This window comes from Janthinobacterium glycogeni (assembly GCF_051380725.1).
Lineage (GTDB): Bacteria > Pseudomonadota > Gammaproteobacteria > Burkholderiales > Burkholderiaceae_D > Janthinobacterium.
Genome location: NZ_JBNYXP010000008.1, coordinates 117,694 through 130,914 on the forward strand (window position 1 = coordinate 117,694; position 13,221 = coordinate 130,914).

General features: G+C 61.8%; 15 protein-coding genes and 1 tRNA gene. 13 read left to right on the forward strand and 3 right to left on the reverse strand.

All coding sequences use genetic code 11. The features are described 5' to 3' along the window. Positions 1-32 precede the first annotated feature (32 nt). The 6 genes from ACQ4W4_RS19355 (at position 33) to pth (ending at position 4,298) form a co-directional block, all read left to right on the forward strand. Entirely contained in the window at positions 33-683 is a 651-nt protein-coding gene (locus tag ACQ4W4_RS19355) for an outer membrane lipoprotein LolB (protein ID WP_436543330.1), read from the forward strand. Next, positions 680-1,564, forward strand: a complete 885-nt coding sequence (ispE, locus tag ACQ4W4_RS19360; protein WP_436543331.1) for a 4-(cytidine 5'-diphospho)-2-C-methyl-D-erythritol kinase — start codon at positions 680-682, stop codon at positions 1,562-1,564. Before ACQ4W4_RS19355 ends, ispE begins: the two co-directional genes overlap by 4 nt. A 78-nt stretch (positions 1,565-1,642) precedes the next feature. Further along, positions 1,643-1,719 (forward strand) — tRNA-Gln (locus tag ACQ4W4_RS19365). Between the two features lie 150 nt (positions 1,720-1,869). After that, a complete protein-coding gene (locus ACQ4W4_RS19370; RefSeq protein WP_034753270.1) occupies positions 1,870-2,820 on the forward strand; it encodes a ribose-phosphate pyrophosphokinase in 951 nt (316 codons plus the stop codon). Between the two features lie 166 nt (positions 2,821-2,986). After that, positions 2,987-3,598, forward strand: a complete 612-nt coding sequence (locus ACQ4W4_RS19375; RefSeq protein WP_131688254.1) for a 50S ribosomal protein L25/general stress protein Ctc — start codon at positions 2,987-2,989, stop codon at positions 3,596-3,598. Between the two features lie 115 nt (positions 3,599-3,713). Continuing rightward, positions 3,714-4,298: an aminoacyl-tRNA hydrolase gene (pth, locus tag ACQ4W4_RS19380; RefSeq protein WP_166445893.1), complete on the forward strand. Its 585-nt coding sequence runs from the start codon at positions 3,714-3,716 to the stop codon at positions 4,296-4,298. Here pth and ACQ4W4_RS19385 read toward each other — a convergent pair whose 3' ends face one another. Further along, positions 4,299-5,396, reverse strand: coding sequence for a serine hydrolase domain-containing protein (locus tag ACQ4W4_RS19385; RefSeq protein WP_436543332.1), 1,098 nt, complete (start codon positions 5,394-5,396; stop codon positions 4,299-4,301). 118 nt (positions 5,397-5,514) lie between these two features. On the opposite strand from ACQ4W4_RS19385, the gene ACQ4W4_RS19390 reads away from it, so the two are divergent. From ACQ4W4_RS19390 to ACQ4W4_RS19415, 6 genes are all read left to right on the forward strand, one after another. After that, positions 5,515-6,090, forward strand: a complete 576-nt coding sequence (locus ACQ4W4_RS19390; RefSeq protein WP_436543333.1) for a hypothetical protein — start codon at positions 5,515-5,517, stop codon at positions 6,088-6,090. After that, positions 6,090-6,323, forward strand: coding sequence for a helix-turn-helix domain-containing protein (locus ACQ4W4_RS19395; protein WP_034778346.1), 234 nt, complete (start codon positions 6,090-6,092; stop codon positions 6,321-6,323). The genes ACQ4W4_RS19390 and ACQ4W4_RS19395 overlap by 1 nt, the downstream gene beginning before the upstream one ends. A gap of 151 nt (positions 6,324-6,474) precedes the next feature. Beyond that, the gene (gene ychF / locus ACQ4W4_RS19400; protein ID WP_251349368.1) at positions 6,475-7,566 is read left to right on the forward strand and encodes a redox-regulated ATPase YchF; all 1,092 of its coding nucleotides are present in this window, start codon (positions 6,475-6,477) and stop codon (positions 7,564-7,566) included. 110 nt (positions 7,567-7,676) lie between these two features. Continuing rightward, positions 7,677-8,600, forward strand: coding sequence for a glycosyltransferase family 2 protein (locus ACQ4W4_RS19405; RefSeq protein ID WP_436543334.1), 924 nt, complete (start codon positions 7,677-7,679; stop codon positions 8,598-8,600). 58 nt (positions 8,601-8,658) lie between these two features. After that, on the forward strand, positions 8,659-9,204 hold the full coding sequence (locus ACQ4W4_RS19410; RefSeq protein WP_436543335.1) for a cupin domain-containing protein: 546 nt from the start codon (positions 8,659-8,661) through the stop codon (positions 9,202-9,204). A 21-nt stretch (positions 9,205-9,225) separates the two neighbouring features. Beyond that, positions 9,226-10,638, forward strand: coding sequence for a lipopolysaccharide biosynthesis protein (locus ACQ4W4_RS19415; protein ID WP_436543336.1), 1,413 nt, complete (start codon positions 9,226-9,228; stop codon positions 10,636-10,638). Between the two features lie 37 nt (positions 10,639-10,675). Here the strand turns inward: ACQ4W4_RS19415 and ACQ4W4_RS19420 are convergent, their stop codons facing one another. Together ACQ4W4_RS19420 and ACQ4W4_RS19425 are read right to left on the reverse strand one after the other, a co-directional pair. After that, the gene (locus tag ACQ4W4_RS19420; protein ID WP_436543337.1) at positions 10,676-11,512 is read right to left on the reverse strand and encodes a MipA/OmpV family protein; all 837 of its coding nucleotides are present in this window, start codon (positions 11,510-11,512) and stop codon (positions 10,676-10,678) included. Then, positions 11,509-11,901 (reverse strand): tetratricopeptide repeat protein, encoded by a 393-nt coding sequence (locus tag ACQ4W4_RS19425; protein WP_436543338.1) that lies wholly within the window; start codon positions 11,899-11,901, stop codon positions 11,509-11,511. The genes ACQ4W4_RS19420 and ACQ4W4_RS19425 overlap by 4 nt, the downstream gene beginning before the upstream one ends. A gap of 133 nt (positions 11,902-12,034) precedes the next feature. Here ACQ4W4_RS19425 and ACQ4W4_RS19430 point away from each other — a divergent pair, with 133 nt between their 5' ends. Further along, positions 12,035-13,129: a type II asparaginase gene (locus ACQ4W4_RS19430; protein ID WP_436543339.1), complete on the forward strand. Its 1,095-nt coding sequence runs from the start codon at positions 12,035-12,037 to the stop codon at positions 13,127-13,129. The last annotated feature ends 92 nt before the right edge of the window (positions 13,130-13,221 follow it).

Genomic DNA, 13,221 nt, shown 5'->3' on the forward strand with positions numbered 1-13,221 from the left:
CAGCGCCATGGCGCTGGTTTTTCCTTGTACCCATGTTAAAAAAACTCCTTCCCTTCACACTCGTCTGCCTGTCCCTCTCGGCCTGCTCGACCCTGAGCTCCCCATTCTCGTCCGGCGCCGCACCATCCGCTAACACCGTCGCCCCCTACCGCGAACAGGTGGAGCTGACGGGCCGCCTGAACGTCGTGTACCAGAAGGATGACAAGCCCGAATCGGCCACCGTCAATTTCAACTGGCAGCAGACGGCGCAGCGCACGGACGTGACCCTGTATTCTCCCGTCGGCAGCACCCTGGCGACGATCGCCGTCACGCCGCAGCAGGCCGTGCTGACGCAAAGCGGCAAGGCGCCGCGCAGCGCGCCCGACGTCGACACCCTGAGCGCGCAGATGCTGGGCTGGTCCTTGCCCGTATCGGGCTTGCGCGACTGGCTGCAAGGGTATGCCGTGGGCGCCGACGGCAAGCGCTTCGTCGCTTCGCCGGCCAACGACAGCGTGACGACGAAAGATGGCTGGCGCTTGCGCTATGTGTCGTGGCAGGAAGTAGGGCAAAATGCGGCCGACAAGACACCGGGCGCCTTGCCCCAACCGCGGCGTATCGATGCCGAACGCAATGCCAGCGCGCAGGCCGATGCCGTGGCGCTGCGCATCGTCCTCGATCCCGCCCCATCCGCACCAGCACCATGACATTGACGACCCTGAACAACTGCCCGGCTCCCGCCAAGCTGAACCTCTTTTTGCACGTCAACGGCCGCCGCGCCGATGGCTACCATCTGTTGCAGACGGTGTTCCAGTTGCTCGACCATGGCGACACCCTGCACTTCGCGCTGCGCGACGACGCGGCGATTGTCCGCGTGACGGAACTGGCCGGCGTGCCGCAGGAGCAGGACTTGATCATCCGCGCCGCCAGGCTGCTGCAGGCCGAAGTGCTGCGCCGCACGGGCGCCTTGCCGCGCGGCGTCGATATCGCCATCGACAAGGTACTGCCCATGGGCGGCGGCTTGGGTGGCGGCTCGTCCGACGCGGCCACGGCCCTGATGGCCTTGAACCGCCTGTGGCAGGCTGGGTTGAGCCGCGAGGAATTGATGGTGCTGGGCTTGCCTCTGGGCGCCGATATTCCGTTTTTCATCTTTGGCGAAAACGCCTTTGCCGAAGGCGTGGGCGAAGCCTTGCAGCCCGTCGCCACGCCCGCATGCTGGTACGTGGTGATCGAGCCGGGCGTGCAAGTGCCGACCGCCGCAATTTTTTGCGCGGAAGGCTTGACGAGAAATACCGAACCCGTCACAATAGCGGACTTTTCCAGGCACCTCGCAGAAGGACGCGATGCGGGCGGGTTTGGAAAGAATGATTTACAGCAAGTAGCATGCAGTCTTTTCAAGCCGGTAGCAGATGCGGTAGAATGGCTGGGTACTTACGGTGAAGCCAGGATGACTGGTTCCGGTGCTTGTGTGTTTAGTGCGTTTGGCAGTCAGGAAGAAGCGGATGCGGTGCTCAGCAATGTGCCACCAGTCTGGGTCGCCTGGAAAGCAAAAGCGCTGAATCGCCACCCGATGCTCACCATGTTGTAGAGAGCAAAAAAAGATTTTGCTTAACGTCAAAAAGTCGGTATAATGCTGGCCAACATGACGGCAAGCAGTCAGTAACGTAGGGGAATCGCCAAGCTGGTTAAGGCACTGGATTTTGATTCCAGCATGCGAAGGTTCGAATCCTTCTTCCCCTGCCACCATTTCACCGTAGTCTGTCGATGCGAAGTTGGCGTCCAGTACGGGAAAAAGCAGATGTGCCGCCACGCGGCATGTTCTAAACAATGACTGACCGGGCCTATGCCCGGTTAGTGCTTTTCAAGACTTCTTTATCACCTCTTGGGACTCCCATGGCTTACGAAAACCTGATGGTTTTTACCGGCAACGCGAATCCAGCGTTGGCAGAGGGGGTCGCAAAAAACCTCGGCATTCCTCTCGGTAAAGCAAACGTTTCGAAATTCTCCGACGGCGAAGTAATGGTCGAGATTAACGAAAACGTGCGCGGCAAGGATGTTTTTGTTTTGCAATCCACCTGTGCTCCAACCAACGACAGCTTGATGGAAATCATGCTGATGGTTGATGCCTTGAAACGTGCTTCCGCTGGCCGCATCACCGCCGCGATTCCTTACTTCGGCTACGCCCGCCAAGACCGTCGTCCACGCTCCGCGCGTGTGGCGATTTCGGCCAAGGTGGTGGCGAACATGCTGGAAGAAGCCGGTGTCGAGCGCGTCCTGATCATGGACTTGCACGCTGACCAGATTCAAGGTTTCTTCGATATCCCAGTCGACAATATCTACGCTTCGCCAATTTTGCTGGGCGACCTGCAAAAGAAAAACTACCAGGATCTGCTGGTGGTGTCGCCGGACGTCGGCGGTGTGGTACGTGCGCGCGCCCTGGCAAAACGCCTGGGCTGCGACCTGGCCATCATCGACAAGCGTCGTCCAAAAGCGAACGTGTCCGAAGTGATGAACATCATCGGTGAAGTCGAAGGCCGCAACTGCGTGATCATGGATGACATGGTTGACACGGCAGGCACGCTGACCAAGGCTGCCGAAGTGCTCAAAGAGCGCGGCGCGAAAAAAGTCGTGGCGTATTGCACGCACGCGGTGCTGTCGGGCCCGGCGATCGACCGTATTTCGGCCTCGCCGCTCGATGAGCTGGTCGTGACCGACACGATCCCCCTGTCCGAAGCGGCCCTGGCCTGCGGCAAGATCCGTCAATTGACGTGCGCGCCGCTGCTGGCCGAGACGTTCAAACGCATCATCAAGGGTGACTCCGTCATCTCGCTGTTCATCGACTGATTCGATCAGCAGTAACAGACGTAATGCCTGCGGCGCGACCGGCTTTTTGCCTGTTGCGCCGCAGTGTTTTAATTTTCGGGGTGTTTTGCATCCCATTTTCGAGGATTCCTGGTCGCGGGAATCCTCATAACACAAGGCGCAAGCCTTGTTCTTCTTGGAGTTTCACATGAAAGTTATCGCATTTAAACGCGAATTGCAAGGTTCCGGAGCGAGCCGCCGCCTGCGCATTTCCGGCCAAACCCCTGGTATCGTCTACGGTGGCGCTGAAGCCCCTGTGCTGATCTCGCTGGATCACAACGCCCTGTACCACGCGTTGAAAAAAGAAGTGTTCCACTCGTCGATCCTGGACCTGGAAATCGACGGCGTTTCCCAGCAAGTTCTGTTGCGCGACTTCCAAGTCCACGCATACAAACAACTGGTTCTGCACGCTGACTTCCAACGCGTTGACTCGAAGCAAGCTATCCACGTGAAAGTGGCGCTGCACTTCGTCAATGCTGACGTTTCCCCGGCAGTCAAACTGCACGGCGCGACCATCAGCCACGTAGCCAACGAAATCGAAGTTTCGTGCCTGCCAGGCCAACTGCCAGAATTCATCAACGTTGACCTGTCGAACATCGACGTCGGTCACTCGCTGCACGTTGGCGACCTGGTCCTGCCAGCTGGCGTGACCGCTGTCACCCACGGCGCCAACCTGACCATCGCTACCGCTTCGGTACCGGCTGGCCACGTTGCCGCTGAAGCCGAAGCAGCTGCCGCTGTTGAAGCCGACAAGAAGTAATTCTGCCGCCGCAGCAATGCGGTAGTCGCAAGGAAAAACCCGCCTGGTTCGCCGCGCGGGTTTTTTTCCGCCTGTTTTCACCGATAATGCTTTCTTTTACATTGCAGACACAGCCATGCCCATACGCCTGATCGTCGGCCTCGGCAACCCGGGACCCGAATACGAACAAACCCGCCACAATGCCGGCTTCTGGCTGGTGGACAATCTTGCCAACAGCTTGCCCGGCACGCGCCTGCAGCGCGATTCGCGCTATAACGCCATGCTGGCCAAGACTTCCATCGGCGGCAATGAAGTCTGGCTGCTCGAACCGCTGACCTTCATGAACCGCTCGGGCCAGTCCGTGGGTGCGCTGGCGCGTTTCTTCAAGATCGCCGCCGATGAGGTGCTCGTCGTGCACGACGAGCTCGATCTGATGCCCGGCATCGCGCGCCTGAAAAAGGGCGGCTCGGCCGGCGGCCACAATGGCTTGAAAGACATCACGGCCGCGCTGGGCACGCAGGATTACTGGCGCTTGCGTCTGGGCATCGGTCACCCGCGCACCCTGAGCCTGCAGCAGCAGGTGGCCGACTTCGTGCTGCACCGCCCGCGCCGCGAAGACCAGGAACTGATCGAGCAGGCGATCGACAAATCCTTGCAGGTCATGCCGCAGATCGTCGAGGGCAAGTTCGAGGCGGCCACCATGAAGCTGCACACCGTCTGATTATTTCCCCGCCTTGCCGAAGCCGGCCATGATGGTTTTCGCCATCTGCTGCTGGCTGGCCTGGGCGCTGCTGCCTTCGCCCGCGTTGGCGGCGATCAGCAAGCCGTCGCCGCTGCCGGGCGCCAGCGCGATCAGCGCGTGCCAGTAGCCATTCGAGCCCAGGTGGGTGAGCACGCGCTGCGGCGCCTGGGGCGGGAAGTGCATCACGCCCCAGCCCAATGCCGCATTCGTGTCGCCCTGCGCCGTATGCAGCAAGACATACGTTTCCTGTTTCAGCAGCTTGCCCTGGCCTTGCTCGCCGTGCAGCTGATCGAGCGCAAACCTGGCCCAGTCGGCCATGCTCAGCTGAATTTCCCCATCGGGCGCCATCATCAGCGGATTGCTGGCCATCAAGCCAGCGATGGGTTTGCCTTCCTTGTGACCCAGATTCTGCCCGCGCACGGTGGGGCCGAACGCGGCCCGCATGCCCAGCGGGCCGAACACTTCCGCCTGCATCAGTTCTTCGTATGTCTGGCCCGTGATCCGCTCGGCGATGGCGGCGGCGATCATGGCGCCGCTGTTCGAGTAATGCGATTCGCCGCGCGGCGCGGCCACGGGCGCATCGGCCAGCGCGCGCTGCGCGTATTCCTGGCGCAGCAGCGGCAAGGGGCGCGTATCCGTGTAGGTGGTATTGATCCATGCCTCATCGGGATTGGGCGGCAGGCCGGCGCGGTGCGACAGCAGATCCATCAGGTTGACGTCGCGGTACTCGGCGCGCATGCCGCCGGCCAGCGCGGGCAGCATGCTCGACAGCGGCGCATCCCACGACAGCACGCCCCGTTCCACCAGCCGCGCGATCAGGGTCACCGTCATGGCCTTGCCGTTGGAGCCGATATTCCACACGTCATCGGCGCGCACGGCGTCGTGGCCGTCATTGGCGCGCACGCCTGCCTGCGCCTGGGCATCGATCTTGCCGTCGCGGATCACGAGTATGGCCATGGCCGGCACGCTCTTGTCGGCCAGCGCCTGCTGCAACATGGCATGCAAGTCATGGGCGCGGGCGGCGCCGCTGAGCAAAAAGGCGGTGCTGCAAACGAGCGAGGCAAGCAGGGTTTTCATGGTGTCTCCAGTCGATAGGGTAGGGTGAATATGTTAAAATGGTCGCAAAACATGATTTAATTATTGTTTTACGATAATTTATTCTAACTACACTTGACGTTTTCGTATACTTTTAAATATGCAAAAAAATCAGACGGGGCCGGCGGCGCTGAGCCGGCGCGTGCGCTACGGCGTTTCGGGATTCTTTCTGCTGTACCTGCTGCTGACGGTGCTGGGCTGGCTCGCGCCCGCGCCTGCCGTGCAGGGAGCGGTCGGCGGCGCCGGCATGTATGAATTGTTGCTGCAATTGCAGAACCAGCCATTCGAGCGCCTGGCCGCCATGACCCTGTGGCAGCGTGGATTGGGCCTGGCGCTGGCCTTGCCAGCCTTGTGCGTGCTGGGTGACGCCGTGCGCCAGCTGGCCCTGGTCTTGCGCCAGTTCGAACAGGGCGTGTATTTCACGCCGCAGGTGGCGCGGCACTTTCGCCGTTTCGCGGGCGGCTTGCTGCTGGGAACGGTGTTGACCTTGCTGGAACCCACCGTGCGCGGCATGCTGTTCGGCTTGCTGGAAGACGGAGCGAGTCAGTTGCGCCTGGTCATCGACATCACGGGCGGCGACCTGTGGACCCTGCTGTTGTGCTCAGTTTTCTTTGCGCTGGCGCAAATCCTCCATGAAGGCCAGCGCCTGGCCGATGAAAACAGCGGGTTCATCTGATGGGCATCGTCGTGCGCCTCGACCTGGTACTGGCCAGGAAAAAAGTGAAATCGAAGGAACTGGCCGCCTTTATCGGCATCACGGAACAGAACCTGTCCCTCTTAAAGTCGGGCAAGGTGCGCGGCGTGCGTTTCGATACCTTGTCGAAGATTTGCGAAATGCTCGAATGCCAGCCCGGCGACATCCTGGAATTCGATGCGTCGCAGCCGGATGACGGGGATGGCGACAGTTAAGGTCGCCGGGGCGGTTTTTTTGAAGAGTAGGGTGCATAGAGGTACAATTGACCCTTAGAGCATGAATACAGCAAGATTATCCAGAAAACGCCCGCAACGGCCGTTTTGCACCAGCCGCTTGCCGGCAATATTGATTATTTAAAGGTTTTCCATGAGTCTCCAATGCGGTATCGTCGGCTTGCCGAACGTCGGCAAGTCCACCCTGTTCAATGCACTGACGAAAGCCGGCATCCCGGCTGAAAACTATCCGTTCTGCACCATCGAGCCGAACGTCGGCGTCGTCGAAGTACCGGATCCGCGCATGGATGCGCTGGCCGCCATCGTCAAGCCGGAACGCATGGTCAACGCCATCGTGGAATTCGTCGACATCGCCGGCCTGGTGGCCGGTGCATCGAAGGGCGAGGGCCTGGGCAACCAGTTCCTGTCGCACATCCGCGAAACGGACGCCATCGTCAACGTCGTGCGCTGCTTCGAAGATGACAACGTCATCCACGTGGCCGGCAAGATCAATCCGCTCGACGATATCGAAGTCATCCAGACCGAACTGGCGCTGGCCGACATGGGCACCGTGGAAAAAGCGATTCACCGCGAAAACAAGAAAGCCCGCTCGGGCGACAAGGACGCGGCCAAGCTGCTGGCCATCATGGAACGCATGATGCCGTACCTGAACGACGCCAAACCCGTGCGCGCCATGGGCCTGGACGCCGACGAAATGGAACTGATCAAGCCGCTGTGCCTGATCACGGCCAAGCCGGCCATGTTCGTGGCCAACGTGTCCGATTCGGGCTTCACGAATAACCCGCTGCTGGACCAGCTGACGGCCTACGCGCAATCGCAAAACGCCCCCATCGTCGCCATCTGCGCGGCGCTGGAAGCGGAAATCGCCGACCTGGACGACGCCGACAAGGGCGCTTTCCTGGCCGACATGGGCATGGAAGAGCCCGGCCTGGACCGTCTGATCCGCGGCGCTTACAAGCTGCTGGGTCTGCAAACCTACTTCACGGCGGGCGTGAAGGAAGTGCGCGCCTGGACCATCCATGTGGGCGACACGGCGCCGCAAGCGGCCGGCGTGATCCACACCGACTTCGAACGCGGCTTCATCCGCGCGCAAACCATCGCCTATGACGACTTCATTGCCTACAAGGGCGAAGCGGGCGCCAAGGAAGCGGGCAAGATGCGCGCCGAAGGCAAGGAATACGTGGTCAAGGATGGCGACGTGCTGAACTTCCTGTTCAACGTCTAAGGTCAGATGCTTGCTGGCCAGCGCCGGCAATATATTGCATTTGTCCATTGCGAAATGCCGCTCCAGGTACCTGGGCGGCATTTTTTTATCTGTGATGTGAAAGGCTTGCCATGCAGTCCGAGAAACAACCGCTCGTTTCCGTTGTCATGGCCACGTATAACCGGAGCAATATCCTCGGTTATGCGATTCAATCGGCACTCGCCAGCACCTTGCAGGATTGGGAGCTGATTGTCGTCGGCGATTGCTGCACCGACGATACCGCTGAGGTGGTCGCCGCGTTTGCCGATGCGCGTGTCCGCTTTGTGAATCTGCCGGCCAATTACGGCGAGCAGACGGGGCCCAACAATCTCGGCGTCAGCCTGGCACGCGGCACCTATCTGGCATTCTTGAACCACGACGACCTGTGGTTGCCCGATCATTTGCAAAGCAGTATTGAGGTCCTCGAGCGCACCGGGGCTGACCTGGTCTTTGGCCAGGGGCTGGTGGTTTTACCGGTCGGGTATCACATGGTAGGGGCGCTGGTGGACGGTATGCAACCGTACCGTCCGTGGATGGACGTGCCTGCTACCCTGTGGGTCATGCGGCGGGAACTGACCCGGCAGATCGGACCATGGCAGCCATCATGGGAAGTGCGCTCCTCGCCATCGCAAGTCTGGTTGCACCGCGTGTATCGCGCGGGGCGGCCGATGCAGGCCCATCCCCGTATCGGCGCCATCCTGATTCAGTCTGGCACCCGCAGAAATGCCTACCTGGAGCGGCAGCACAGCGAGCATGCATTCTGGTGGGAACATATGCAAGATCCGCTGAATATTTTGCAGGCTGTCACCACGCTCTATGGCAAGGTGGGCCATGAGCGCCTGATTGCACCGCTCCAGTCCGCGGCCACGACTACGAAAGCATTGTCGCGCCGCCTTTGTTATCTGTTGGGGCTGTGGCCGCCCTATCCTGGCTTTTGGATCAAATATTGGCGCAAAGGCACATTTTTACGTGAATTGCGCCGCCGCCGGGGATTGAAGGACCTGCCGCGGCGGTAGATAATGCGATTGCAATACATAAGAGCATTTTTATAAAATTTCGGGGGTAAATCTGGTGGTGGAAAAAGATAACTGGCTGTTGGCTGGCGCGAAACAGGATGGCGAAAGCATTACCAAGGAATGGAAGCCGGCGACGCCTGCCTTGATCGACGGCGTAATCTTCCAGGAAATCCGCCCTGTGTTGACGGCGTACGGCAGCCTGACTGAAATTTTCCGCACCGAATGGGTGCCAGGTGCCACGCAGATAGGCCAGATATTCGCCTCGACCCTGGAGCCTGGTGGACTGAGCGCCTGGCATGCGCATGCCATCACGACGGATCGTCTATTCGTGGCTGCGGGCCAGATGCGCGTGGTGCTGTACGACGCGCGCGAGGATTCGCCCACCTTTGGCATGCTCAACGAGTTCAAGATGGGCACCAGGCGTCCCGGCCTGCTCGTCGTGCCGCCGCGCGTCTGGCATGGCGTGCAGAATTACTGCGGCACGCCGGCTATCCTCGTCAATGCGGTGGACCATGCGTATCGCTATGATGCGCCGGACCACTGGCGCGTGCCGGCCGATTCGGACACGGTACCCTATCGCTTCTCCAACGACAGGCATGGCTGAGATGCCTGGCCTGGCTGAACGATGCGCCTGAACCGTCTCGCGGGTTTTTCAGCCGGCCCCATCTTGTCGCTGCTATGCAGCCTTGCTACCGTGCCTGCCGTGGCCTGGCTGTTTCCGCCTGCCGACATCGGCAAGCTGGATTTTTTCATGACCGCGTGTACGGTGGCCGGTTTGCTGCTGTCGCTGGGGCTCGACAAGGCCTTCCTGCACGAATACCATTACAGCACCGCACGTAGCGGCTTGCTGAAAGCGTGTTTGCTGCCGGCCGTGCTGCTCGCGCCTGTCGCGCTCGCGCTGGTACTGCTGTTTGCCGCACCATTATCGCGACTGTTATTCGATGTGACGCAACCGGCCCTGGCCTTCCTGTTCGCTGCCGGCATGCTGAGCGCCCTGGCCAATCGCCTGGTCGCGCAGCTCTTTCGCATGCAGGAGCGCGCCTGGGTTTTCAGCCTGGCGCAGGTATTGCCGAAAATGTCGCTGCTGGTGCTGCTGCCTGTTTTGTGGTGGGACCCGCAGCGCAATTTCGTGCACCTGGCCAGCCTGGTCGTGGCCACCACCTGGATGGTCACCTTATGGCTGCTGTGGCATGCGCGCGCGTCGCTGGCGCAAGCCTGGAGCACCGCCCTGGACCGGGTGCTGCTGCGTCGCCTGCTTGCCGAGGCGGGGCCATTGCTGGTGAGCGCCATTGGCTACCTGTCCATGCTGTCGGCCGGCATGGGCCTGCTGCGTTTTTTTGCCGGCTTTGACGAGCTCGGTATTTATGCGTTGGCCACGCGCGTGGCCGCCGGTGCCTGGCTGGTGCAATCGATTTTTACGATAGTCTGGGTGCCGCAAGTGCACAAATGGGCCGCCGCCGGTGGTGACCTGTCGAATATTGCGGCCATTTGCCGTCATGCGCAGGCCATCGTGATGGTGGGTTTTTGCCTTGCGGGCGCCCTGGCCTGGCTGATCGGATGGGTCTTGCCTCCCAACTATCATGGCGTCGCGTACCTGGCGGTGGCCACCGTGGGCCAGCCGCTGCTGTATGCCTTGGCGGAAGTGACTGGCGTCGGCATCAATCTGGCCCGCCGTCCTTCGCTCTCCATCGCCGCCTTCGCGGCCGGCTTGCTGGGCACGCTGCTGGCGGGCGCCGTGCTCGTGCCGCGCTGCGGCGCTACGGGCGCCGCCGTGGCGCAGTTGCTGGGCTTCCTTGTGTATTTTGTCGTCAAGACGGAACTGGGCATGCGCGTCTGGCGTCCGCTGCCGCGCCGTCCCATCTATTCCGGCGTCGCCCTGCTGTCGCTCCTGGCGGCGGGGCATGCGTTTTTTGCGCAACGTCTGGGGCCGCTGGCGCCGCTCGCGTGGTGCGTGCTGCTCGCTGCTGTATTGCACGTCTACAGGCGTTCGCTATGGGCTGCCTTCAGGCTGCTCAGGCCGGCCCGGCACCAGGCCTGACAGCGAAGCTTTGGTGGAGTGTTAAGCCGTCTTGCCGCTAATCGTCGGGACCCCGTGCCAGGCTGTCCGAGCGTTGCCACGTCCACATCAGCCCGATGCCGGCCGAGGTGCCGCTGTTCTGGCGCAGCAGGGGGCTGGCGCGGTTGGCGGCGCCTGTGTAAGTATCGTAGCGCACAAAGGCAAAGGCGCGCCAGTCCCGCTGCAGCCGGTAGGAGCCGCCCAGGCCCAGACGGGTGAGCATCAGTCCGCTTTTTGCCGCATACGCCGGGCGCTGGCCGGTGGCAAACGCGGGACCGACGCCATACAAGTAATCGTTGATGGCGGCATTGCCCAGCACGGCGCCGACGCTGGCATCGACATGCCAGGCCTGTTGCTCGCCGTGCAGCGCGTACACGAGGCGCGGTTCGAACGTGGCGCCCTGGCGGTGCAGGCCGCCGCGCGCTTCGATGACGGCGCGCAAGGGCAGTTCCAGCTCCAGGCGGCTGTGCTGCGTCGGCTCGGCCAGCTTGATTTTCAGGCGCGGGCCAAATTCCACCAGGGTGCCCAGGTCCGGCATGCCGCGCCGGGCCGGCACGTCGCTGGAGCGCGCCGGCAAGGACAGGGCGAAACCGATATCGAAGCCGAGACGATCCGTATCGAGCAGGCGCGCGCCCACGCCGGAGCGGTCGGCGCGCAAGACTTTGCCGCGATAAATCAGATAGGGCAGGGCCAGGCTGCGCGTCGAGCGTTCGCTGGCGCCCGGATAGGCGGGCGTGACGGCCGTGCCGCCGAACACGCCCGCTTCCCATAAGGGCAAGGCTGGCTCGGCGGGATGCGCCGGCGCCATGCTGGCGAAGAGGGGGGCTGCGGCCAGCAAGGCGCGCGCGACGTTCATGGGGGAACCGCGCAAGGTTTGCCGGCCTGCAGCGATTCCAGCGCCTTGTCGCTGAGGGCGCTCGATGTGCGGGCCTGCTGCGCCAGCGCGATGGCCTGGCGGAAATGAAATGCGGCCGCATCGTAGCGGCAGGCGGCGCTGGCGGCGCGTCCCGCTTCGTGGTGCAGCCGCGCCTGCCAAGCGCGATCGCCATGGCCCAGCTCGGCATTGTCGGCCGCGGCTGCGTAGTTGCGCAGGGCTTGCGCCCAATCACCCTGGCTGGCCGCTTCCCGCGCGAACTGCTCCTGCTGCGCCGCCGTGCGCAGTTCGATTTGCATGGAGCAGGCGCCCAGCGCCATCAGGACGAACGGCAGGACGAGGCAAGAGCGGAAGGACAGGAGTGTGGACATGGCGCCACTGTAGCGCATGGGAAGGCGCACACGTTTGCGCAGAACGCTTCAATCGCGGCTTTTTTGCAGCACTGATGACATATAATTTGCATACGACTTTGTTATCTTTGACACATCACCGAACAGGAGCACCATGTTTTCACGCAAATTCCATTCTTGTGCACAGCTGATGCTGGCTACCTTGCTGATGGGCTTTGTTGCCGCGTCCCCCGCACGCGCGCAGCAGGCGGCCGTCAAATTGCCGAATGTGGTGATCCTGGCCACGGGCGGCACCATCGCCGGCAGCGGCGCCGACAGCACCACCACCGTCGGCTATACCTCGGCCACCGTGGGCGTCGAGCGCCTGATCGCGGCCGTGCCGGAATTGAAGAAGGTGGCGAATGTGAAAGGCGAGCAAGTGTTCCAGATCGCCAGCGAAAGCATGGGCAACAGCCATTGGCTGACCCTGGCCAAGCGCATCAACGTGCTGCTGGCCTCGAACGATGTCGATGGCGTGGTCGTCACGCACGGCACCGACACCATCGAGGAAACGGCGTATTTCCTGAACCTGACCGTGAAAAGTCACAAGCCGGTCGTGGTGGTGGGCGCCATGCGTCCGTCGACGGCCATCTCGGCTGACGGCCCCATCAACCTGTACAACGCCGTGTTGCTGGCTGGCAGCAAGGACGCCGTGGGCAAGGGCGTGCTGGTGGCCTTGAACGACCAGATCAACGCCGCGCGCGAAGTCACCAAGACGAATACGTCCACCACCGACACCTTCAAGTCGCCGGAACTGGGCATGCTCGGCTACATCCAGGGCAGCAAGCCTTTCTTCTATCGCCAGTCGACGCGCAAGCACACGCTGGAATCGGAATTTGACATCAGCAAGCTCGACGCTCTGCCGCAAGTGGACATCGTCTACGGCTACGCCAACATGAACCGTGTCGGCATGGACGCCTTCATCGCCGCCGGCGCCAAGGGCATCATCCACGCGGGCGTGGGCGACGGCAGCGTGGCCGCGCAAATGAAGCCGGCCCTGGTGGAAGCGCGCCAGAAGGGCGTGCTGATCGTGCGTTCGAGCCGCGTCGGCCAGGGCATCGTGGCGCGCAATGGCGAAGCCAACGACGATGAACTCGATAGTGTCGTGTCCGACACCCTGAACCCGCAAAAAGCCCGCATCCTGCTGATGCTGGCCTTGACCAAAACCAACAGCACGCAAGAAATCCAGCGTATTTTCTACACATATTGATTCTTGTCGCGCCAGGCTCAGCCTCATCGGCTGAGCCTGGCTGATTTACGCTTGCCCGCTTTGCTGCCATACTTCGCTTCTGAATAATTTCC

Excerpts from the sequence above, each read along its gene's own strand:
- ACQ4W4_RS19385 (WP_436543332.1), bottom strand. The coding sequence starts at position 5,396 with ATGAAAACCCTGCTTGCCTCGCTCGTTTGCAGCACCGCCTTTTTGCTC.
- ACQ4W4_RS19430 (WP_436543339.1), top strand. The coding sequence starts at position 12,035 with ATGTTTTCACGCAAATTCCATTCTTGTGCACAGCTGATGCTGGCTACC.
- ACQ4W4_RS19355 (WP_436543330.1), top strand. The coding sequence starts at position 33 with ATGTTAAAAAAACTCCTTCCCTTCACACTCGTCTGCCTGTCCCTCTCG.
- ACQ4W4_RS19415 (WP_436543336.1), top strand. The coding sequence starts at position 9,226 with ATGCGCCTGAACCGTCTCGCGGGTTTTTCAGCCGGCCCCATCTTGTCG.
- ACQ4W4_RS19405 (WP_436543334.1), top strand. The coding sequence starts at position 7,677 with ATGCAGTCCGAGAAACAACCGCTCGTTTCCGTTGTCATGGCCACGTAT.
- ispE (WP_436543331.1), top strand. The coding sequence starts at position 680 with ATGACATTGACGACCCTGAACAACTGCCCGGCTCCCGCCAAGCTGAAC.
- ACQ4W4_RS19395 (WP_034778346.1), top strand. The coding sequence starts at position 6,090 with ATGGGCATCGTCGTGCGCCTCGACCTGGTACTGGCCAGGAAAAAAGTG.
- ACQ4W4_RS19390 (WP_436543333.1), top strand. The coding sequence starts at position 5,515 with ATGCAAAAAAATCAGACGGGGCCGGCGGCGCTGAGCCGGCGCGTGCGC.
- ACQ4W4_RS19370 (WP_034753270.1), top strand. The coding sequence starts at position 1,870 with ATGGCTTACGAAAACCTGATGGTTTTTACCGGCAACGCGAATCCAGCG.
- ACQ4W4_RS19425 (WP_436543338.1), bottom strand. The coding sequence starts at position 11,901 with ATGTCCACACTCCTGTCCTTCCGCTCTTGCCTCGTCCTGCCGTTCGTC.
- pth (WP_166445893.1), top strand. The coding sequence starts at position 3,714 with ATGCCCATACGCCTGATCGTCGGCCTCGGCAACCCGGGACCCGAATAC.
- ACQ4W4_RS19375 (WP_131688254.1), top strand. The coding sequence starts at position 2,987 with ATGAAAGTTATCGCATTTAAACGCGAATTGCAAGGTTCCGGAGCGAGC.
- ychF (WP_251349368.1), top strand. The coding sequence starts at position 6,475 with ATGAGTCTCCAATGCGGTATCGTCGGCTTGCCGAACGTCGGCAAGTCC.
- ACQ4W4_RS19420 (WP_436543337.1), bottom strand. The coding sequence starts at position 11,512 with ATGAACGTCGCGCGCGCCTTGCTGGCCGCAGCCCCCCTCTTCGCCAGC.